At 61.8% G+C, this 20,379-nt stretch carries 16 protein-coding genes and 1 riboswitch; of the genes, 13 read left to right on the forward strand and 3 right to left on the reverse strand.

Features of this window, described 5'->3' with window-relative positions:
- Positions 1 to 43 precede the first annotated feature (43 nt).
- Entirely contained in the window at positions 44 to 1,483 is a 1,440-nt protein-coding gene (locus BT116_RS03495; RefSeq protein WP_072340085.1) for a TolC family outer membrane protein, read from the reverse strand.
- Positions 1,484 to 1,637: 154 nt separating this feature from the next.
- Positions 1,638 to 1,743, forward strand: a riboswitch (TPP riboswitch).
- A gap of 175 nt (positions 1,744 to 1,918) precedes the next feature.
- Between BT116_RS03495 and thiC the strand changes: the two genes are divergently transcribed.
- Positions 1,919 to 3,808 (forward strand): phosphomethylpyrimidine synthase ThiC, encoded by a 1,890-nt coding sequence (gene thiC / locus BT116_RS03500; protein WP_057448676.1) that lies wholly within the window; start codon positions 1,919 to 1,921, stop codon positions 3,806 to 3,808.
- A gap of 102 nt (positions 3,809 to 3,910) precedes the next feature.
- Positions 3,911 to 5,191 carry a putative hydroxymethylpyrimidine transporter CytX gene (cytX, locus tag BT116_RS03505; protein ID WP_072340087.1) on the forward strand — a complete coding sequence of 427 codons (1,281 nt, stop codon included), beginning with the start codon at positions 3,911 to 3,913 and terminating at the stop codon, positions 5,189 to 5,191.
- Here cytX and BT116_RS03510 read toward each other — a convergent pair.
- Complete coding sequence (locus BT116_RS03510) at positions 5,160 to 5,906, reverse strand: DUF3298 domain-containing protein (RefSeq protein WP_072340089.1); 747 nt, start codon at positions 5,904 to 5,906, stop codon at positions 5,160 to 5,162. The two genes, cytX and BT116_RS03510, sit on opposite strands and share 32 nt — an antisense overlap.
- Positions 5,907 to 6,120: 214 nt before the next feature.
- On the opposite strand from BT116_RS03510, the gene BT116_RS03515 reads away from it, so the two are divergent.
- The 10 genes from BT116_RS03515 to BT116_RS03570 all read left to right on the forward strand — a co-directional run bounded on the left by BT116_RS03515 (position 6,121) and on the right by BT116_RS03570 (position 16,968).
- The gene (locus BT116_RS03515) at positions 6,121 to 6,738 is read left to right on the forward strand and encodes an NUDIX domain-containing protein (protein ID WP_063323205.1); all 618 of its coding nucleotides are present in this window, start codon (positions 6,121 to 6,123) and stop codon (positions 6,736 to 6,738) included.
- Positions 6,729 to 7,181, forward strand: coding sequence for a DUF1249 domain-containing protein (locus BT116_RS03520; protein ID WP_072340091.1), 453 nt, complete (start codon positions 6,729 to 6,731; stop codon positions 7,179 to 7,181). Before BT116_RS03515 ends, BT116_RS03520 begins: the two co-directional genes overlap by 10 nt.
- A 99-nt stretch (positions 7,182 to 7,280) precedes the next feature.
- Positions 7,281 to 8,096: a 3',5'-cyclic-AMP phosphodiesterase gene (cpdA, locus tag BT116_RS03525; RefSeq protein ID WP_072340093.1), complete on the forward strand. Its 816-nt coding sequence runs from the start codon at positions 7,281 to 7,283 to the stop codon at positions 8,094 to 8,096.
- 787 nt (positions 8,097 to 8,883) lie between these two features.
- Positions 8,884 to 9,243 carry a DUF6124 family protein gene (locus BT116_RS03535; protein ID WP_072340096.1) on the forward strand — a complete coding sequence of 120 codons (360 nt, stop codon included), beginning with the start codon at positions 8,884 to 8,886 and terminating at the stop codon, positions 9,241 to 9,243.
- 510 nt (positions 9,244 to 9,753) lie between these two features.
- Complete coding sequence (locus BT116_RS03545; RefSeq protein WP_072340099.1) at positions 9,754 to 10,362, forward strand: YqiA/YcfP family alpha/beta fold hydrolase; 609 nt, start codon at positions 9,754 to 9,756, stop codon at positions 10,360 to 10,362.
- Between the two features lie 41 nt (positions 10,363 to 10,403).
- Entirely contained in the window at positions 10,404 to 12,308 is a 1,905-nt protein-coding gene (gene parE, locus BT116_RS03550; RefSeq protein ID WP_072340101.1) for a DNA topoisomerase IV subunit B, read from the forward strand.
- The gene (locus tag BT116_RS03555) at positions 12,308 to 13,294 is read left to right on the forward strand and encodes an esterase-like activity of phytase family protein (RefSeq protein ID WP_072340103.1); all 987 of its coding nucleotides are present in this window, start codon (positions 12,308 to 12,310) and stop codon (positions 13,292 to 13,294) included. The genes parE and BT116_RS03555 overlap by 1 nt, the downstream gene beginning before the upstream one ends.
- Positions 13,291 to 13,809: a retropepsin-like aspartic protease family protein gene (locus BT116_RS03560; RefSeq protein WP_072340105.1), complete on the forward strand. Its 519-nt coding sequence runs from the start codon at positions 13,291 to 13,293 to the stop codon at positions 13,807 to 13,809. The genes BT116_RS03555 and BT116_RS03560 overlap by 4 nt, the downstream gene beginning before the upstream one ends.
- 10 nt (positions 13,810 to 13,819) lie before the next feature.
- Positions 13,820 to 16,084: a DNA topoisomerase IV subunit A gene (gene parC / locus BT116_RS03565; RefSeq protein ID WP_072340109.1), complete on the forward strand. Its 2,265-nt coding sequence runs from the start codon at positions 13,820 to 13,822 to the stop codon at positions 16,082 to 16,084.
- Positions 16,085 to 16,263: 179 nt separating this feature from the next.
- Entirely contained in the window at positions 16,264 to 16,968 is a 705-nt protein-coding gene (locus BT116_RS03570) for a PqiC family protein (protein ID WP_063323197.1), read from the forward strand.
- Positions 16,969 to 17,357: 389 nt separating this feature from the next.
- Here the strand turns inward: BT116_RS03570 and BT116_RS03575 are convergent, their stop codons facing one another.
- Positions 17,358 to 18,872: an AhpA/YtjB family protein gene (locus BT116_RS03575; protein ID WP_072340111.1), complete on the reverse strand. Its 1,515-nt coding sequence runs from the start codon at positions 18,870 to 18,872 to the stop codon at positions 17,358 to 17,360.
- Positions 18,873 to 19,005: 133 nt separating this feature from the next.
- Between BT116_RS03575 and serB the strand changes: the two genes are divergently transcribed.
- Positions 19,006 to 20,220 (forward strand): phosphoserine phosphatase SerB, encoded by a 1,215-nt coding sequence (serB, locus tag BT116_RS03580; RefSeq protein WP_072340113.1) that lies wholly within the window; start codon positions 19,006 to 19,008, stop codon positions 20,218 to 20,220.
- Positions 20,221 to 20,379 lie beyond the last annotated feature (159 nt).

A 20,379-nucleotide genomic window follows, 5' to 3' on the forward strand; every position in this document is an offset into this window, starting at 1 on the left:
CCCCTCGCCACAAAAGTTTACTGTCGCAAGTGATATCTCTGGACTATTGCGCCGGCCGCGAGCGCAACTGCTGCGCCGCTGCCTGGGCCAGGTCCGGTGGCAGGAAGTCGCGGTCCGGGTTGTAGTCGGGCTTGAGGTAGCGCGACAGGTCTTGCAGGTCCGCCGGGCTCAACGTCCCAGCCGCCTGCTTGAGGCGCAGGTTGTCGAGGATGTAGTCGTAGCGGGCGTTGTTGTAGTTGCGCACCGAGGTGTACAACTGACGCTGGGCGTCGAGCACATCGACGATGTTGCGGGTGCCCACCTGGTAGCCGATTTCCGTGGCTTCCACCGCGCTCTGGTTGGAGATGATCGACTGGCGCCGGGCCTGGACCTGCTCCACGTCGGTGTTCACTGCACGGTGCAGGTTACGGGTATTTTCCACCACCTGCCGGCGCAGGGCTTCGCGTTGCTGCTCGGTCTGGGTGAGTTGCGAGTAGGACTCGCGCACCTGGGAGCTGGTCAGCCCGCCGCTGAAAATCGGAATGTTCAGTTGCAGGGCCAGCGTGCGCTGATCGACGTCGCCGCTGTAGGCGCGGCCAAAGGCGTTCGGGTTGCTGAAACCCAAGGCGTCGTTGTCGCCTTTTTCGTATTTCGCCACGGCGTCCAGGGTCGGTGCGTGACCGGCCTTGCGTTGGCGTAACGTGTCTTCGGCGGCATCGACGGCGTAGTTGCTGGCCAGCAGGTTGAGGTTCTGCTTGGCGGCGGTGTCGACCCAGGCCTTGGCGTCGTTCGGCGTCGGTGGCAGGATCGGCAGGGTATGCACGATGCCCTGGAGCGAGTTGTACTGGCGGTTGGTCAGGGTGATCAGCGCTTCGAACGCGTCCTCGACCTGGCGCTGGGCGAGGATCCGGTTGGCACGTGCGGTGTCGTAGCTGGCCTGGGATTGCAGCACATCGGTCTTGTCCGACAGGCCGACGTCAAAACGTTCGTTGGACTGGTCGAGCTGGCGCTTGAACGCGGCTTCCTCGGCCTTGGTCGAGGCCAGGTTGTCCTGGCTGCGCAGCACGTTGAAGTAACTCTCGGCGCTTTGCAGGATCATGTTCTGCTCGGTAGCCGACAGTTGCAGCGAGGCCTGCTCGTTCACCGACTTGGCGGCCTGGAACTGGAACCAGCGATCGGCACGAAACAAGGGCTGGGACAGTGTGGCCTGGTAGGAGCGGGCGCTGCGGTTGGCAACCGCGGCAGGCTGGTCGATATCGGTGCGTACATTGGCGACTTCCGCACCACCGGACAGATTCGGCAACAACCCGGCGCGAGCCTGGGGCACCACTTCCTTCTGGGCGCCGTACTGGGCGCGAGCCGCGGCCAGGTCGGCGTTGTTGTCCACCGCTTCCTGATACACGCTCACCAGATCGGTCCTGGTGGTCAAGGGTGCTTCGGCAGCCCAGGCCATTCCATTGGACGCACAAGACACGGCAAGGGCCAGTGAGAGTTTGCGCAGCATGAGGCGTTCCCTACTTCTCAGATGATTGCGCACAAGAGGCGCGGCGTAGCGAGTGTAGTTGCGCCTGCGCGCCGCAACAATCCTGTATATGCGCCATTCATCACGCCTTTTGTCCTGGTGATGGCGTTCTCTCGTGGTTGTGTCTAGACTGGCCGGGTTCTTGTCGGGGTGCCTTGCTATGAGGCTGAGATCGAATAATTTCGGATCCCGTTGAACCTGATCAGGTTAGCGCCTGCGTAGGGAACAAGATTTCTCGTCCCCCGGCGAGTCCTCTTGTGCTTCGTCCGGGATGTTGTTCGACCGTCGACTTTCGATCTTCGAACATGCTCGAGCAGCAAGCACAGCGTCCGCACTTTCGTGCAGGGACGCGTCCATTCGCTACAGGTTCGCTCCGACAAAAATCCACTGCCTGGATGTGTGTCTGGAGAGCCCGTGATGACGACAAAATCAAAAAACGCGACCAACCTAAGTGAATCGGCCCAAGTCGATCAGCAATCGGTCCAGCCCTTTACCCGCTCGCAAAAAATCTATGTCCAGGGCAGCCGCCCGGATATCCGCGTGCCCATGCGCGAAATCAGCCTCGACGTGACCCCCACCGACTTCGGCGGCGAAATCAATGCGCCGGTCGTGGTGTACGACACCTCGGGCCCCTACACCGACCCGAACGTGATCATCGACGTGCGCAAAGGCCTGGCCGACGTGCGTTCTTCATGGATCGAAGCCCGTGGCGACACCGAGCGTCTTGCCGGCCTGAGCTCCAACTTCGGCCAGGAACGCCTGGCTGATCCCGAGCTGACCAAGCTGCGCTTTGCCCACGTGAACAACCCCCGTCGCGCCAAGCCGGGTGCCAACGTCAGCCAGATGCACTACGCGCGCAAAGGCATCATCACCGCCGAGATGGAATACGTCGCCATCCGCGAAAACATGAAGCTGGAAGTCGCCCGCGCCGCTGGCCTGCTGGACCAGCAACACGCCGGCCACAGCTTCGGTGCCAGCGTGCCGAAAGTCATCACCCCGGAATTCGTCCGCGATGAAATCGCCCGTGGTCGCGCGATCATCCCGGCCAACATCAACCACACCGAACTGGAACCGATGATCATCGGCCGTAACTTCCTGGTGAAGATCAACGGCAACATCGGCAACAGTGCGCTGGGTTCGTCCATCGAAGAAGAAGTGGCGAAGCTGACTTGGGGCATCCGCTGGGGTTCGGACACGGTCATGGACCTGTCCACCGGCAAGCACATCCATGAAACCCGCGAGTGGATCATCCGCAACTCGCCCGTGCCGATCGGCACCGTGCCGATCTACCAGGCCCTGGAAAAAGTCGGCGGCGTGGCCGAAGACCTGACCTGGGAGCTGTTCCGCGACACATTGATCGAACAGGCCGAGCAGGGCGTCGACTACTTCACCATCCACGCCGGCGTGTTGCTGCGCTATGTGCCGATGACCGCCAAGCGCGTCACCGGTATCGTCAGCCGTGGCGGTTCGATCATGGCCAAGTGGTGCCTGGCGCACCACAAAGAGAACTTCCTCTACACCCACTTCGAAGACATCTGCGAAATCATGAAGGCCTACGACGTCAGCTTCTCGCTGGGCGATGGCCTGCGTCCTGGCTCGATTGCCGACGCCAACGACGAAGCGCAGTTCGGTGAGCTGGAAACCCTCGGCGAGCTGACCAAGATCGCCTGGAAGCACGACGTGCAATGCATGATCGAAGGCCCCGGCCACGTGCCGATGCAGTTGATCAAAGAGAACATGGACAAGCAACTCGAGTGCTGCGACGAGGCGCCGTTCTACACCCTCGGCCCACTGACCACCGACATCGCGCCGGGCTACGACCACATCACCTCCGGCATCGGTGCGGCGATGATCGGTTGGTTCGGTTGCGCCATGCTCTGCTACGTCACGCCGAAGGAACACCTGGGCCTGCCGAACAAGGATGACGTGAAGACCGGGATCATCACCTACAAGATCGCCGCCCACGCAGCCGACCTTGCCAAGGGCCACCCCGGTGCGCAGATCCGTGACAACGCCTTGAGCAAGGCGCGCTTCGAGTTCCGTTGGGAAGACCAGTTCAACCTCGGCCTGGACCCGGACACCGCCCGTTCGTACCACGACGAAACCCTGCCGAAGGACTCGGCCAAGGTGGCGCATTTCTGCTCGATGTGCGGGCCGAAATTCTGCTCGATGAAAATCACCCAGGAAGTGCGCGAGTACGCGGCCAACCAACGCATCGAGGCGGTGGACGTGGACGTTGCCCAGGGCTTGGCGGAACAGGCCGAGCGGTTCAAGAAGGAAGGAAGTCAGCTGTACAAGAAAGTTTAAGCGGCAAGCTGCAAGCTGCAAGTTAGAAGCAAGGGCAGGATCTGCTTTTGCTTGAGGCTTGCAGCTTGACGCTTGCAACCCTTTTCCCTTGAGATATCTCTCTTGAACACCTATTCCCCCGACATCGCGATTCCCACGGACAAACGTGTCTTCGGCGCCCGCGATCTGTTTTCCCTGTGGTTCTCCCTCGGCATCGGCCTGATGGTCTTGCAGGTCGGTGCCCTGTTGGCGCCGGGCCTGGGCCTTAGCGGCTCGTTGCTGGCGATTTTCCTCGGCACGCTGGTGGGTGTCCTGCTGCTGGCGGCCGTCGGTGTGATCGGCAGCGACACCGGCCTGTCGGCCATGGCGGCCCTCAAGCTCAGCCTTGGCGGCAAGGGCGCGAGCGTGCCGGCGGTGTTGAACCTGCTGCAACTGATCGGATGGGGCTCGTTCGAAATCATCGTCATGCGCGATGCGGCGAGCCTGCTCGGTGCGCGGGCCTTCAGCGAAGGTAGCCTGGGCTCCAATCCACTGCTGTGGACACTGTTCTTCGGTGCCCTGGCGACCCTGCTCGCGGTGAGCGGGCCGCTGACGTTCGTGCGTAAAGTCCTGCGTAAGTGGGGCATTTGGCTGCTGTTGGCGGCGTGCATCTGGTTGACCTGGAACCTGTTCGCCAAGGCTGACCTGGCGGCGTTGTGGGCCCAGGCAGGCGACGGCTCGATGCCGCTGGCGGTGGGGTTTGATATCGCCATTGCGATGCCGCTGTCCTGGCTGCCGCTGATCGCCGACTACTCGCGTTTCGGCAAACGCGCCAAGAATGTCTTCGGCGGTACGGCCGTGGGGTTCTTCATCGGTAACGTCTGGCTGATGAGCCTGGGCGTGGCCTACACCTTGGCGTTCGCGCCGAGCGGTGAAGTCAATGCGTTGCTATTAGCCTTGGCCGGCGCCGGGTTGGGCATTCCGTTGCTGCTGATTCTGCTGGATGAGTCGGAAAACGCCTTCGCCGACATTCACTCGGCGGCGGTCTCCAGTGGCATGTTGTCGGGGCTGAAGGTCGAGCACCTGGCCTTGGCGATTGGCGTGCTCTGCACCTTGATCGCCTGCTTCGCGCCGTTGGCGCAATACCAGAACTTCCTGTTGCTGATCGGCTCGGTGTTCGCACCGCTGTTCGGCGTGGTGCTGGTGGACCACTTCATCCTGCGCAAGCGCAGCAGCCAAGTGGTATCAGCCGCGTTGCGCTGGCCGGCCCTGTTGGCCTGGTTGGGTGGGGTGAGCACTTATCACCTGCTGGCCAACTTCCATCCAGACATCGGCGCAACCCTGCCTTCGCTGATTCTGGCAGGGTTGCTGCAACTGTTGCTGGGCCGGGCTTTCAGCTACGGCCGGGGAACAGCTCGGGCTTGAGGATGCCATTGAGGCGTGGGTAAGCGATCTTCAATTCGATGTGGCCCAGGGCGTACGGGGCGATGGTGCTCACTTCGTACTTGAGGATCACCCCGCCGTAGGTCAGCGCCACGTGTGGGGTTTTCTGGAAGGACCACTGTTTCAAAAACTCGGGTTCCTGATCCAGCTTGGTGCTGATCAGCCAACTGTTGTGGGCGACCTGGGCGGCTTTCCAGAAGGCTTCTTCCTGGCCCGGCAGCAGCATGTCCGACAGCGTCAGAACCTTGTGTTGCTGGCGCGAATAGTTGATGAAGCCGCGGCCCGGCGTGCCGTGGGCGCCGCCGGTGTCCAGGTAGCTGGACAGTTCGATGATCACCAGGCCGTCATGTTGCTCACGTACCTTGGCCTGCAAATAGCTGCTGTTGCGGGGCGCGGCGCTGCGCAGGAACTGCTCGCGATAGGCGGCAAGCGTCGGTGCAACCGGGGCGTCCGGGGTGGTGCGGGTCATTTGCAGCAGGCGTTTTTCGACGATGCCGTCCAGGGCAGGCTCGGTGGGAAAGTGCAGGGTATCGATGTTCACCAACGGGCAGTCGGCACTGGCGCATCCTTGTTGCAGTTGCTCCGATGCATCGCGGGTGGTTTCCAGCGGTGCGCGGTAATTGGGTTGGAACAGGCTTTGGCAAGCGCCCAGGGTCAGGGCAATGGCGGCCACGGAGGCAGTTTTGAAAAGCGACATGGGCGTCCTTCATGGAACAGGGAAAGGCGAAAAGTTACCCGCTTCGACTGCCAGCAGGACAATCAGTTCGCCACTAAGCTCATTAGAGTTCTTTCACCTTCTGCCGTCCATCCCGATGAGTGGAAAGGGGCTGCATCAAACGGTACGGGCGCGTTAGGATGGCGCGAAGCCGAGGTTGGAACCTCGTATTGATCCATTGCACACGAGGATTGTCATGACCGATTTCGCCAACGCCGCACCGAGCACCGTGGACATTGTCAAGCGCGAGAGCTGCTTCCAGGGTTTCTACAAACTCGATCGTGTGCACTTGCGTCACGAATTGTTCGCCGGTGGCATGAGCCGCGAAATCAGCCGTGAATTGTTCGTGCGCCATGACGCGGTGTGCGTGTTGCCCTACGACCCGCAGCGCGATGAAGTGGTGTTGATCGAGCAGTTTCGCGTCGGCGCCATGGACAAGGTCGCCAACCCTTGGCTGGTGGAATTGGTGGCCGGCCTGATCGACAAGGACGAACAACCGGAAGAAGTTGCTCATCGTGAAGCGCAGGAGGAAGCTGGGCTTGCCTTCGCTGCGCTTTGGCCGATGACCAAGTATTTTCCATCCCCGGGCGGCAGCGATGAATTCGTCCATTTGTACCTGGGGCGTTGCGACAGCACGGGGGCGGGCGGGCTGCATGGCCTGGCGGAAGAGGCGGAAGATATCCGCGTCAAGGTCTGGTCTTTCGAAGATGCCCTGCAAGCTGTGCGCGACGGACAAATCTGCAATGCACCGAGCATCATCGCCCTGCAATGGCTGGCCTTGAACCGCGAGGAAGTGAGGGGGTTATGGTCCTGAACAAGCTGCGCGATCGCTATCGCGTCGATCTGGTGGGGTTGCAGGCCGCCTGCGAGGCCAACTACGCCCGCCTGATGCGCTTGTTGCCGGACATGCGCAACGATCCGGTGCCGCGGCGTATCGCCGTGACCCACGGCGACCAGATGCTCGGCGTGCTGGCCCTCGAAGTGCTGCAGACCTGCCCGTACACCACGACCTTGCAGGTACGCCAGGAGCACAGCCTGCCCTGGCTACCGGTGCCGCAGCTGGAAGTTCAGGTCTATCATGATGCGCGCATGGCCGAAGTCGTCAGTGCCGAACATGCGCGACGCTTTCGCGGCATCTATCCTTATCCCAATGCGTCAATGCACCAGCCGGACGAAAAGGCCCAGTTGAACCTGTTCCTGGGCGAGTGGCTGAGTCATTGCCTGGCGCTGGGCCACGAGTTCGAAGTCGTTCGGTAGTTGTGAACCGGTTCCGGTTCGCGGGTTTCCCCTTTCGATCGTCCCCCAGCATAATTGCCGCTTCATGCAACGGCGTGATTGCGCCTGGGAGAAAGCGATTTGCCGAGCGTATCCAGCTTGACCACTGCCGATGCGGCGTTGTTGGTCCAACTGTCCGATAGCCATCTGTTCGCCGAGGCCGATGCCTCGTTGCTGGGCATGAATACCCGCGACAGTTTGCGGGCGGTCATTGACCTGGTGCTCGAGCAGCAGCCGAACATCGACCTGCTGCTGGCCACGGGAGATTTGTCCCAGGACGGAACGCTGGAGTCCTATCAGGCGTTTCGGCAGATGAGCGGGCGAATCGATGCGCCGGCGCGCTGGATTCCGGGTAACCATGATGAGCCGCAGGTCATGCTGGAGGCGGCGGTCCAGAGTACGCTGCTCGAGCCGGTGGTGGATGTTGGCAATTGGCGGGTGACGATGCTGGACTCGGCCGTGCCGGGGTCGGTGCCGGGGTTTTTGGCTGAGGAGCAGTTGATTCTGTTGGCCAATGCGTTGAGTGAGGCGCCGGAGCGGCATCACCTTGTGTGTCTGCATCATCATCCGGTGTCGATTGGGTGTGTGTGGATGGAGCCTATCGGGTTGCGTAATCCGGAGGCTTTGTTTGCGGTGTTGGATCGGTTTCCTCAGGTGCGGGCGGTGTTGTGGGGGCATGTGCATCAGGAGGTTGACCGGGTGCGCGAGGGGGTTCGTTTGTTGGCTTCGCCTTCGACTTGTATTCAGTTCGAGCCGGGGAGTGAGGATTTTGCGGTCGGCTCGCAGGCGCCGGGGTATCGGTGGTTGCGGCTTTGGCCGGATGGGCGGTTGGAGACGGGGGTTGAGCGGGTGGTTGGGTTTGCTTTTACTCCGGACTATGAGTCCGACGGGTACTGAGGTTTGGTTGAGTACATATCCATTGCTGCGGTAACGGCTACTGGCGGTTCCGCTCTTACAGCGGCTCACTTTTGAGAAGCGCAAAAGTAAGCAAAACGCTTTATGCCCCACCACTTGGTGCCTCGCCTAGGCTCGGCATGCCCTCACTCCGGCATTGCTCCGTGGGCCCGCCGCGAAGGGCCATCCATGGCCCAGCGCGGCTAACCCGGCATCCATGCCGGGTTGCCCACTCCACAATGCCTGCGTTCGGCCAGCGTGGTTAACGGGGCGCCGAAATCAACGTCCACCGCGAGGCGGCCTGAGAGCCGGCCTGGCTCTCCCAGTCGTACTCCGATCCAATTGTGGGAGCGAGCCTGCTCGCGAAGACGGCGGCACATTCAATGCTGATGCAAGCTGACCCACCGCTTTCGCGAGCTTGCTCGCGAAGACGGCCTTACAGCCGACCAGGGTTTGTGGGAATGGTCGGACACACTTTCTGATTCAAGTAGATTTTTCCGACGAGTTCTGGCGGTTGCCGGGTGGGAAGGGCTGTCGCTAACCTTTTTCCGTCGCTGCAAATTCAGCGGCCGGGCCTGGAAACCCGATTAGCAAAAGGCGCAACAGCGCGCCACATGAGATACTGCGGCGCTTTTTTGCGTGCGCAGTTCTGCATTATGGCGGCTGTGCGCGGGAGACTTTCGAGTCTGCCGGGTTTTACTTTTGCCTCGGTTTCCAGCCCGCGCATAGCTGCCACCCTCTCGCCTGGAAACGGGATGTGGCGGCTCCATTACGCAAAAGGAGCTGTACCATGTTCAAGGCAACACCCAATCCCCCCGAAACCGATCCCTCATCAGCCCACGCCGGGCTCGATCCCCAAAAACTCGATGAAGCCGCCAAGCGCGTCATCGACCACTATCTCGACCCCAAACCTCAAGCCAAAAAGAAAAAGCCCTCAGGTCAACTGTTCACCGTCGTGGACGGCGTCGACACCGAAAGCCTACTGGCCAACCTCAGCGAAACCCTGGCCTCAGCCGATGCCATGGTCAGCGACCTTGCCTTCGACCTGAAAGGCTCGCGACGCCATGTTGCCCTTGGCATTCAGCAACTGATCGAGCTGGGTGCCTTGTTGGCGAATCGGATGCTGGACAACGTCAATACACAACCCTGACCACACCGCGCGCAAAAGCGAGCAAGCTCGCACTGGAGAAACGCGATCACCCTAAACCAGGCCGGCTCTCAGGCCGCCTCGCGTCGGACGTTGATCTCGGCGCCCCGTTAACCACGCTGGCCGAACGCAGGCATTGTGGAGTGGGCATCCCGGCATGGATGCCGGGATAGCTGCGCTGGGCCATGGATGGCCCTTCGCAGCGGGCCCACGGAGCAATGCCGGAGTGAGGGCACACCGAGCCTAGGCGAGGTGCCGAGTGGTGGGGCAGAAGCGCTTTGGTTACTTTCGCGCTTTTCGAAAGTGACCCGCCGTCAGGGCGGAACCCTAAGTGGCCGTTACCGCAGAAATGGATATGTACCCAATCCAGCTGAAGGGGGCCGCTTCGCGCCCCAGCGGGGATAAATCCCCTCGCCACAGGGTTTTGTGTTGTCTTGTATGAACAGATCACCCCCAAACCCCCACAAACTCCCTGTAAACTCCGGCCTTTGCCCAACACCCAGGGAGTCGGCAATGTCGGGTTCTATCCTTTATATCCACGGCTTCAACAGCGCCCCAGCCTCGACCAAAGCCCGCCAGCTAATCGACGTAATGGCGCAATTGGGCCTGAGCGACCGCCTACAAGTCCCAGCCCTGCACCACCACCCCCGCCAGGCCATCGGTCAGCTGGAACAGGCGATTGCACAACTGGGGCGGCCGCTGCTGGTCGGCAGCTCGCTCGGCGGCTACTATGCGACTCACTTGGCCGAACGCCACGGCCTCAAGGCGCTGTTGATCAACCCAGCCGTCAGCCCGCATCGGATGTTTGACGGTTACCTGGGCACGCAGAAGAATTTGTACACCGACGAAACCTGGGAATTGACCCACGACCACGTCACGGCCCTGGCCGAACTGGACGTGCCGGCGCCCCGGGATCCGCAGCGGTTTCAGGTATGGTTGCAAACCGGGGACGAAACGCTGGATTATCGCCACGCGCAGCAGTATTACCGCGCCTGTGCCTTGCGCATCCAGGCCGGCGGCGACCACAGTTTCCAAGGGTTTGCCCAGCAGTTGCCGGCACTGTTGAGTTTTGCCGGCATTGGCGCCGATTTGTACCAGGCGATCGACTTCACGTCGCTGTGAGCCATCGCCCCTTTTTCACTGAACACTGACGACGAGACCCCATGGCCACTCCCAGCGCTAGCTCTTATAACGCAGACGCCATCGAAGTCCTCTCGGGCCTCGACCCGGTGCGCAAGCGCCCCGGCATGTACACCGACACCAGTCGGCCGAACCACCTCGCCCAGGAAGTCATCGACAACAGTGTCGACGAAGCCTTGGCCGGGCATGCGAAGTCGGTGCAGGTCATCCTGCACGCCGATCACTCGCTGGAAGTCAGCGATGACGGCCGCGGCATGCCGGTGGACATACACCCTGAAGAGGGTGTGTCGGGTGTCGAGCTGATCCTCACCAAGCTCCACGCCGGCGGCAAGTTTTCCAACAAGAACTACCAGTTCTCCGGCGGTCTGCACGGGGTGGGTATTTCCGTGGTCAACGCCTTGTCGACCCAGGTGCGGGTGCGGGTCAAGCGTGACGGCAACGAATACCAGATGACCTTCGCCGATGGCTACAAGGCCGCCGAGCTGGAAGTGGTTGGCACCGTTGGCAAGCGCAACACCGGCACCAGCGTGTATTTCGCGCCGGACCCGAAGTATTTCGATTCACCGAAGTTTTCTGTCAGCCGCCTCAAGCACGTGCTCAAGGCCAAGGCCGTGTTGTGCCCGGGGTTGCTGGTCAGTTTCGAGGACAAGGCCACCGGCGAGAAAGTCGAGTGGCATTACGAGGACGGTCTGCGCTCTTACCTGGTGGACGCGGTCAGCGGTTTCGAACGCCTGCCCGACGAGCCGTTCTGCGGCAGCCTGGCCGGTAACAAGGAGGCGGTGGACTGGGCGCTCTTATGGTTGCCTGAAGGCGGCGAAAGTGTCCAGGAAAGCTACGTCAACCTGATCCCTACGGCCCAGGGCGGCACCCACGTCAACGGCTTGCGCCAGGGCTTGCTCGATGCCATGCGCGAGTTCTGCGAGTTCCGCAACTTGCTGCCCCGTGGCGTGAAGCTGGCACCGGAAGACGTCTGGGAACGCATCGCCTTCGTGTTGTCGATGAAGATGCAGGAGCCGCAATTTTCCGGTCAGACCAAGGAACGCCTGTCGTCCCGTGAAGCGGCGGCGTTTGTTTCCGGGGTGGTCAAGGATGCGTTCAGCCTGTGGCTCAACGCCAACCCGGAAACCGGCCTGGCCCTGGCGGAGCTGGCGATCAACAACGCCGGTCGTCGTCTCAAGGCCAGCAAGAAGGTCGAGCGCAAGCGCATCACCCAGGGGCCGGCCTTGCCGGGCAAGCTCGCCGATTGCGCCGGGCAGGACCCGATGCGTTCCGAGCTGTTCCTGGTCGAAGGTGACTCCGCCGGTGGTTCGGCCAAGCAGGCGCGGGACAAGGAGTTCCAGGCGATCCTGCCGCTGCGGGGCAAGATCCTCAACACCTGGGAAGTGGACGGCAGCGAAGTGCTGGCCAGCCAGGAAGTGCATAACATCGCCGTTGCCATCGGCGTCGATCCGGGCGCCGAGGACATGAGCCAGCTGCGCTACGGCAAGATCTGCATCCTCGCCGACGCCGACTCCGACGGGCTGCACATCGCCACGTTGCTCTGCGCCTTGTTCGTCCAGCATTTCCGCCCGCTGGTGGACGCCGGTCACGTCTATGTGGCGATGCCGCCGCTGTACCGGATCGACCTGGGCAAGGAAATCTACTACGCCCTCGACGAGGCCGAGCGTGACGGCATCCTCGATCGCCTGGTGGCCGAGAAGAAGCGCGGCAAGCCACAGGTCACTCGATTCAAGGGGCTGGGCGAGATGAACCCGCCGCAACTGCGTGAAACCACCATGGACCCGAACACCCGTCGCCTGGTGCAACTGACCCTGGATGATTTCGAAGCGACGTCGGAAATGATGGACATGCTGCTGGCGAAGAAACGCGCCGGCGACCGCAAGTCCTGGCTCGAATCCAAAGGGGACCTGGCCGAGGTGCTGGCCTGATGCGCAACGGTTTCGCCCTGGCGTTGTTGCTGTGGGCGGGGGGTGTGCTTGCAGGGCCTGCACCGGAACTGAAGTTGCTGTCCGAGCATGCCGTCGATGGCATGCGCGGCGGCAATCTATCGGGACTGGCGCTGTGCGGCAGCGAAATGTGGACGGTATCCGATCGCGACGATGACCGGATCTACCGCCTCAAGCCCGTCGATGCGCCGGTCTGGCAAGCCGAAGTGGTTGAAATCGAGGTGCCCGAGGTACCCGACAGCGGTTTGCCCTGGGGCTTGCGTTCCCGGACCTGGGCGGCGTCGTTCCTGCGTGGTGGTGAGCTGGATTTCGAAGGCATCAGTTGCGACAGTGCTGGCAATCGTTATGTGGTCAGCGAGTCTCATGCCGCGGTGTTGCAAGTGTCGCCGTCGGGAGACGCCTCCTGGTTGAAAATCGCCCCGACAATGATCCGTCAGGCCCGAGGCAGTGGCATGTTGCTGCATTTCAACGCCTTGTTCGAAGGCCTGGCGATCAACCCGGCGGGTGATCAGCTGTGGCTGGCGGCGGAGCGTGAGCGGCGCGGTCTGTTGCAGATCAAGCGCCAGCAAACGGTGTGGGACTGCGATGGCAATTGCGTGTTGCTGAGCGAAGCCGGGCTGGAGATGCAACCGGCGCAATTCCCTAAGGCCAAGGCAGTTTCGCGGGACTTCGCTGATCTGTCATTGTTCAATGGCAAGCTGTTTACCCTGGAGCGCAACGCCTTTCAGATCTGTCGGCGTGACCAGCAGACCGCCCAGGTGGAACGGTGCTGGTCGTTCGCCGCCGAGGCGTTGCAGGACAGTCGGCGTTATTCCCAGGATTATGGGCTGGCCGAGGCGCTGGTCGTGGACGCCGAGGGCGCCTGGGTCGGCTTGGACAACAACGACGGTGCCCGCGCCGACGGCGAAACGCGGCCGATCATCTGGCGCTTCGCCGCGCCGGACGGTGGCTGGGGCGCCTCGCCATGAGTCAGCCGGCGGGCAAGCGTGCTGGCCGGGTGTTGATGATATTGGCCTGGTGCGCGGCGCTGTTCCTGGCAACGCGATTTTTTGCCCAATGGGAACAGCGCCAGCAAAATCCCAATGCCCAGGTGTATTCGCAAAGAGGCGAAGGATTTATCGAGGTGAAGTTGGTCGGCAATAGGCAGGGGCATTTCGTCGCCAGCGGCCAGATCAACGGCCAACCGGTGGATTTCATGCTCGACACGGGCGCCACCGACGTGGCGATTCCGGTGGAGTTGGCCGAGCGCCTCAAGCTGGAAAAAGGTTTCGGCGTGACGTTGAGTACCGCCAACGGTTTGAGCGAGGGCTATCGCACCCGCATCGACCGGCTGCAATTGGGTGACATCGTCTTGCGCGATGTCCGTGCCCTGGTGGCGCCAGGCCTGGGTGGCACGCAAGTGCTGCTGGGCATGAGCGCCCTGAACAAACTTGAATTTACCCAGCGCGACGGCACCATGCTGCTGCGCCAGACAACGAACTGATGAGGCCCGCATGAGCGACATTCTTGCAGACAGCTTAGACGGCGTAGAACGCCGATCGCTGGCTGACTTCACCGAAAATGCCTACCTCAATTATTCCATGTACGTGATCATGGACCGTGCCTTGCCGCACATCGGCGATGGTTTGAAGCCGGTTCAACGGCGGATCATCTATGCCATGAGTGAGCTGGGACTGGACGCCGACTCCAAGCACAAGAAGTCGGCGCGTACCGTCGGTGACGTGCTCGGTAAGTTCCACCCTCACGGCGACTCGGCCTGCTATGAAGCCATGGTGCTGATGGCCCAGCCGTTCAGCTACCGCTACACCCTGGTGGACGGCCAGGGTAACTGGGGTGCGCCGGACGATCCCAAGTCCTTCGCGGCCATGCGTTACACCGAGGCACGGCTGTCTCGCTATTCCGAAGTGCTACTCAGCGAACTGGGCCAGGGCACGGCGGATTGGGGGCCGAATTTCGACGGTACCCTCGACGAACCCTTGGTCTTGCCAGCACGTTTGCCGAATATCCTCCTCAACGGCACCACCGGCATCGCCGTGGGCATGGCCACGGACGTGCCGCCCCACAACCTGCGGGAAGTGGCCACGGCGTGCGTGCGTCTGCTCGACGAACCGAAAGCCACGGTGGAACAACTCTGCGAACACATCCAGGGGCCGGACTACCCGACCGAAGCGGAAATCATCACCCCACGTGCCGACCTGCTGAAAATCTACGAGACCGGCCGTGGTTCGGTGCGCATGCGCGCCGTGTATCACGTTGAAGACGGCGACATCATTGTCACGGCGCTGCCGCATCAGGTCTCCGGGGCCAAGGTCTTGGAACAGATTGCCGCGATGATGCAGGCAAAACCGTCGAAAGCGCCGCAAGTGGCTGACTTGCGCGACGAATCCGACCACGAAAACCCGTGCCGCATCGTGATCATTCCGGTCAACAGCCGAGTCGACCACGACGCGCTGATGCAGCACCTGTTCGCCAGCACCGACCTGGAGTCCAGCTACCGGGTCAACATCAACATCATCGGCCTGGACGGCAAGCCGCAGTTGAAAAACCTGCGGGCATTGCTGGTGGAGTGGCTGGAGTTCCGGGTCAAGACCGTGCGCCGGCGCCTGCAATTCCGCCTGGACAAGGTCGAGCGTCGCCTGCACCTGCTGGACGGTTTGCTGATTGCCTACCTCAACCTGGATGAAGTGATCCACATTATCCGCACCGAGGAGCACCCCAAGGCCAGCCTGATCGAGCGTTTTGCCCTGAGCGAAATCCAGGCCGACTACATCCTCGACACCCGCCTGCGGCAGTTGGCGCGGTTGGAAGAGATGAAGCTGCGCGCCGAGCAGGATGAGTTGCTCAAGGAGCAGGCCAAGCTGCAAGCCCTGTTGGGCAGCGAAGCCAAGCTCAAGAAGCTGGTACGCACCGAACTGCTCAAGGACGCCGAAACCTACGGCGACGACCGTCGCTCGCCAATCGTCGAGCGTGCCGAAGCCAAGGCGCTGAGCGAGCACGATCTTCTGCCGAACGAGAAAGTGACCGTCGTGCTGTCAGAAAAAGGTTGGGTGCGCTCCGCCAAAGGTCATGATATTGACGCGACGGGGCTTTCCTACAAGGCCGGGGACGGCTTCAAGGCCTTGGCGGCAGGGCGTTCCAACCAGTTTGCGGTATTCGTCGACTCCACCGGGCGCAGCTATTCGGTGCCAGCCCACACCCTGCCGTCGGCTCGTGGTCAGGGCGAACCGCTGACCGGTCGTTTAACGCCACCGCCGGGTGCAACTTTTGAATGCGTGCTGATGCCTGATGATGAAGGACTGTACGTAATTGCATCGGACGCGGGTTACGGGTTCGTGGTCAAGGGCGAAGATCTGCAAGCCAAGAACAAGGCGGGCAAGGCGTTGTTGAGCCTGCCGAACAACGCCAAGGTGATTGCGCCACGGCCGGTGGCCGATCGGGAGAGCAACTGGCTGGCGTCGGTCACTACCGAAGGCCGGTTGCTGGTGTTCAAGATCAGCGACCTGCCGCAGTTGGGTAAAGGCAAGGGCAACAAGATTATTGGTATTTCCGGCGAACGGGTCGCCAGCCGTGAGGAATATGTCACGGATATTGCAGTGTTGCCGGAAGGTGCCACGCTTGTGCTACAGGCAGGCAAGCGCACGCTTTCGTTGAAGGCTGACGATCTTGAGCATTACAAGGGTGAACGTGGTCGGCGGGGCAACAAGCTTCCAAGGGGATTTCAGCGAGTCGATGCGCTGCTCGTCGAAAACCTCAATTAGGCGTACTAGAGGGCTCGGTCTGCGATTAAATGCCGCAGATCGATACTTTCGCGCTGGAGTCGGCGCGCATATTCACGGATGATAGGCCCTTTCAAGCGCCGGCGTGGCCGAGCGTTCTTCATAATGACCGAGTATTTTTTCATTGTGGTAAGCCTTGTGGCTGCCACCTGGACGGAACGATGACTGCTCTGCGCCTCCCTATTTTGTGGCTCGCCGGCCTGCTTGGCCTGGCGGGCTGCAGCATGAACCAGCCAGTGTCGCTGTACCAACTGGACAGCGGAACTCCAGCCCAGCCTGCACAAAGCACAGGCATGGCAGTATTGCTGGGGCCGGTCCTGATCGCCGACTACCTGCAACGTGAAACGTTATTGCAACGCCAACCGGACGGCAGCCTGCAGGCCGCCACTGACGGTCGTTGGGCTGGCAGCCTGTCTTCTGACATCGATCAGTTGCTGCTGCGCCAGGTCGCCGGGCATCTGGACAGCCAGCGTGTGGTGCTGGCACCCGCGACCCAAGGCTTCACCCCGGATGTACAGGTGCTGCTGTCGATTACCCGCCTGGACTCGGGTAAAGCCCAGCCGGCTGTGCTCGATGCCCAATGGCGATTGATCGACCGTCGTGGCAAGGTGCGTGAAAACCGCATCGTTCATCTGCAAGAGCAGCATGCCGGCAGCACCGCGGCACAGGTCCAGGCCCAGGGCGTGCTCCTGCAACGCCTGGCCGAACAGCTGTCCGTGTCGCTCAAGCCCCTGGCTAACCAGCCACCTATTGCAGAAGTCCCACGCAAGGCCGCTCCTGCCCCGGCCAAGCCGGTAGAAAAGGACAAGGACAAGATCCCCATGGCCTTGCCGATTCGTACGGACATGGAAGTGTTCAGGTTCTGACGGTTGGACCGGATATACGACAAAGCCCGCATTGATGCGGGCTTTGTCGTTTCTGCCGGTTGGATCTCTGGGGCCTGGGCCGGCCCTATCGCGAGCAAGTTCCCACACTGGGTCTGAGGCTTGCAGACATCTCCCTGTGGGAGCCTGCTCGCGATGGCGGCGCTGAAGGCGACAGACAAGCCCACAGACAATCACTTTCCTCAGGCCCGCGTTCAGCGGTTTTGAATGGTTTTGGGGCCGCTTCGCGGCCCAGCGGGAGCAAGCTCCCTCGCCACAGGTTTTGCAGAGATCCACTGTGGGAGCTTGCTCGCGATGGCGACGCTGAAGGCAACAAAAAAGCCCGCAGACAATCACTCATCTGCGGGCTTGGTCATTTCACGTCCTGAGCGTCAGGCCTGGCGTTCATGCATCCGTGCCAACTGCCGCTCCAGCATCGATGGATAAGGCTCCATCAAGCGTTCCACGCAGCACGCGCCTTCGGGGCTGGCGATGGGGCGGATACGCGCGCGCTGGCGGATCAGGGCGTCGTCGTTGATCTTGCGCTCCACCAGCAGCAGGTTGCGGCTGTGTTGCGAGAGTGCCAGGGCGTCCTGGGCGGTTTCGGTCAGCAGCAGGTCGATCTGGCTCAGGCCAAACAAGCCATCGCCCAGGGTCAGGCCCAATTGCAGTTGCAGGGTGATGCCGCTGTCGGCGACTTCGATCTGCAACTGGTGGCCCAAGGCGCGCAGCAACTCACCGCAGCAAATGGCGTTGGTCAGGTAGTCGTCACCGCTGTCTTCGGTGTGAAACAGCATCAGCGTGCTGCCATCGTTCAGGGTGTGCAGTTCGCCCTGATAGAGCGATGCGGCCTGGTCGAGGCAGTCGCGGTAGCGCTCGAGCAATTCCTTCAGGCGTGCCTGGGGCAGGCGGCGCAGTTGGTCCTGGGCGCCCAGTTGCACGGCCAGTACGGCACTGTGTTGGGGCAGGTTCGAAGCCGCAGGCTTGACGACCGACCGGGGCGCCCCATCGACCGACTCGTCACGCAGCTCGGCGAAGGCGTCGTCGTCTTCCTCATCCTCTACCGCGCGCACCACATGGCGTGGCGCCGGTTTGGAGGTCGGCATCGGCGGGCTTTCGTCGAAACCCGGGTCGCGCAGGTTGCGCACTTCGAAGCCCGGCTCGGCCTCGTCGTCCACGTAGTCGATGTCTTCAGGTTCCGGCACGGGCTCAGGCTCCGGCGCGAAGCTGGCGTGCAGTTGCCGGGCCAGGTCGCCGATTTCGTCCTGGCGCTGGGTGGCCGGCGTGTGTTCGTCGATGTCCCGCAGCCAGACGCGCAATTGCAACAGCGGCGTGGAGATGTGCCGGCCCAGGCGCAGGCTCAGGGCCAAAGCCAGCGCCAGCAGGATCGCGCTGAGGATGCCCATGCTTTGCAGGCTGATGGTCATCGGCTGCTGGAACTGGTCCATGTCCAGACTGATGCGCAGTTGCCCGGCGGTCACGTCCTGGAAGGTGATCTTGCTCTGGTACATGCCGCCGGATTCGCCCAGCAGGCCGGGCTTGGGCCGCTGCCCGGCCTCGGCGAGGATGCGGTTGTCCACGCTGTAGATGGCGGCGTGGGCCACCAGCTTGTTCTTGGTCAGGTTGTTGAGCAGCACGTTGAGGCTGAGGATGTCGTTGGACACCAGCAGCTCGGTGGCGGACGTGGCGGTCTGGGTGGTCAGGCTTTCACCCAGGGCGTCGGCCTGCTCGTGCATCGCCTGCTTGAATTGCAAACCCATCACGCAGGCATAGATGACCAGGGCCAGGGCGACCAGGATCACGTTATGGCTGGCAATGCGCAATGCAATCGGCACACGACGGTGGCGCAGTGCACGGAAGATCAGCAGGAAGAAGTTGTCGGTTTTGACTGGCGTGGGCCGGTTCACTGAGCTCGGCTCTTTGTCCGTGAAATTGACGCGCAGTATAGCGACAGCCCCATGACCGGCAAAGCACTGACGGTGCCCGATGGTCACTGAATGTGGGTAGAATGCGGTTTTTTTCCACCTGCGGGGGTGCGCCTTGCGCGAAATCGTCCTGATAAACATCACTGGCAGCGACCGTCCGGGTCTGACTGCGGCCATTACCGGCGTTCTGGCCCAGGGTGGTGTGAACATTCTCGACATTGGTCAGGCGGTGATCCATGACACGCTGTCGTTCGGCATCCTGGTCGAGATCCCGGACGCTGAACAAGGCAAGTCGGTGCTCAAGGACATCCTGTTCACCGCCTACAAGCTTGACCAACAGGTGCGTTTCACCCCGGTGTCCGAGGACGATTACCGGCATTGGGTGGCCGGCCAGGGCAAGAAGCGCCACATCGTTACTTTGTTGACCCGCAAGGTTACCGCCGAGCAATTGCAGCGCGTCAGTTCCATCACCGCCAAATATGACCTGAACATCGATCACATCGACCGACTGTCCGGGCGCATGCCGCTGGATACCCCGGACAACAAGGGCAAGGGCTGCATCGAGTTTTCGGTGCGCGGCGAGCCAGCCGACCCCCAGGCGTTGCGCGCTGAATTCCTGAGCGTGGCCCAGGAACTGAACGTCGACATCGCCTTCCAGGAAGATTCGCTGTTCCGCCGCAACCGCCGCCTGGCGGTGTTCGACATGGACTCGACGCTGATCGAAGCCGAAGTCATCGACGAACTGGCCAAGGCGGCCGGCGTGGGCGACAAGGTCTCAGCCATTACCGAGCGGGCCATGGCCGGTGAACTGGACTTTCGCGCCAGCTTCAAGGAGCGCCTGGCGCTGCTCAAGGGCCTGGACGTCAGCGTGCTGGATTCCATTGGCGCTTCCTTGCGCCTGACCGAAGGCGCAGAGACGCTGTTCGCCGAACTCAAGCGCCTGGGCTACAAGACCGCCATCCTGTCCGGCGGCTTCACCTACTTCGCCAAGCAGTTGCAGGCCAAGCTCGGCATCGACTACGTGTTCGCCAACGAACTGGAAGTGGTGGATGGCAAAGTGACCGGCGTGGCCGTCGAGCCGATCGTCGATGCCCAGCGCAAGGCGGACCTGCTGCGTGAACTGGCTGAAAAAGAAGGCCTGCGCCTGGAGCAGACCATCGCTGTGGGTGACGGTGCCAACGACTTGCCGATGCTGGCGATAGCGGGCCTGGGCGTGGCGTTCCGCGCCAAGCCGTTGGTCAAGCAATCGGCCAGGCAGGCGATTTCCACCCTGGGGCTGGATGGGGTGTTGTACCTGTTGGGTTTCAGGGATCGGGATGGGCAGCTCTGATTCGAGTCTGCCGCAATCTTTTAGAGGCATTCATCTGTGGCGAGGGGATTTATCCCCGCTGGGCTGCGCAGCAGCCCCCCAAAATCTAACGCCTCGTTGTGTCAGGCTGGCTGAAGTTGACTGTATTGGGGCTGCTTCGCAGCCCAGCGGGGATAAATC

The sequence above is a fragment of the Pseudomonas sp. NFACC16-2 genome, assembly GCF_900119205.1.
Taxonomy (GTDB): Bacteria; Pseudomonadota; Gammaproteobacteria; order Pseudomonadales; family Pseudomonadaceae; genus Aquipseudomonas; species Aquipseudomonas fluorescens_Q.

Coding starts and splice junctions, on each gene's coding strand:
- BT116_RS03495 (WP_072340085.1), bottom strand. CDS start 1,483: ATGCTGCGCAAACTCTCACTGGCCCTTGCCGTGTCTTGTGCGTCCAAT.
- thiC (WP_057448676.1), top strand. CDS start 1,919: ATGACGACAAAATCAAAAAACGCGACCAACCTAAGTGAATCGGCCCAA.
- BT116_RS03510 (WP_072340089.1), bottom strand. CDS start 5,906: ATGTCGCTTTTCAAAACTGCCTCCGTGGCCGCCATTGCCCTGACCCTG.
- BT116_RS03515 (WP_063323205.1), top strand. CDS start 6,121: ATGACCGATTTCGCCAACGCCGCACCGAGCACCGTGGACATTGTCAAG.
- BT116_RS03520 (WP_072340091.1), top strand. CDS start 6,729: ATGGTCCTGAACAAGCTGCGCGATCGCTATCGCGTCGATCTGGTGGGG.
- BT116_RS03535 (WP_072340096.1), top strand. CDS start 8,884: ATGTTCAAGGCAACACCCAATCCCCCCGAAACCGATCCCTCATCAGCC.
- BT116_RS03545 (WP_072340099.1), top strand. CDS start 9,754: ATGTCGGGTTCTATCCTTTATATCCACGGCTTCAACAGCGCCCCAGCC.
- parE (WP_072340101.1), top strand. CDS start 10,404: ATGGCCACTCCCAGCGCTAGCTCTTATAACGCAGACGCCATCGAAGTC.
- BT116_RS03555 (WP_072340103.1), top strand. CDS start 12,308: ATGCGCAACGGTTTCGCCCTGGCGTTGTTGCTGTGGGCGGGGGGTGTG.
- BT116_RS03560 (WP_072340105.1), top strand. CDS start 13,291: ATGAGTCAGCCGGCGGGCAAGCGTGCTGGCCGGGTGTTGATGATATTG.
- parC (WP_072340109.1), top strand. CDS start 13,820: ATGAGCGACATTCTTGCAGACAGCTTAGACGGCGTAGAACGCCGATCG.
- BT116_RS03570 (WP_063323197.1), top strand. CDS start 16,264: ATGACTGCTCTGCGCCTCCCTATTTTGTGGCTCGCCGGCCTGCTTGGC.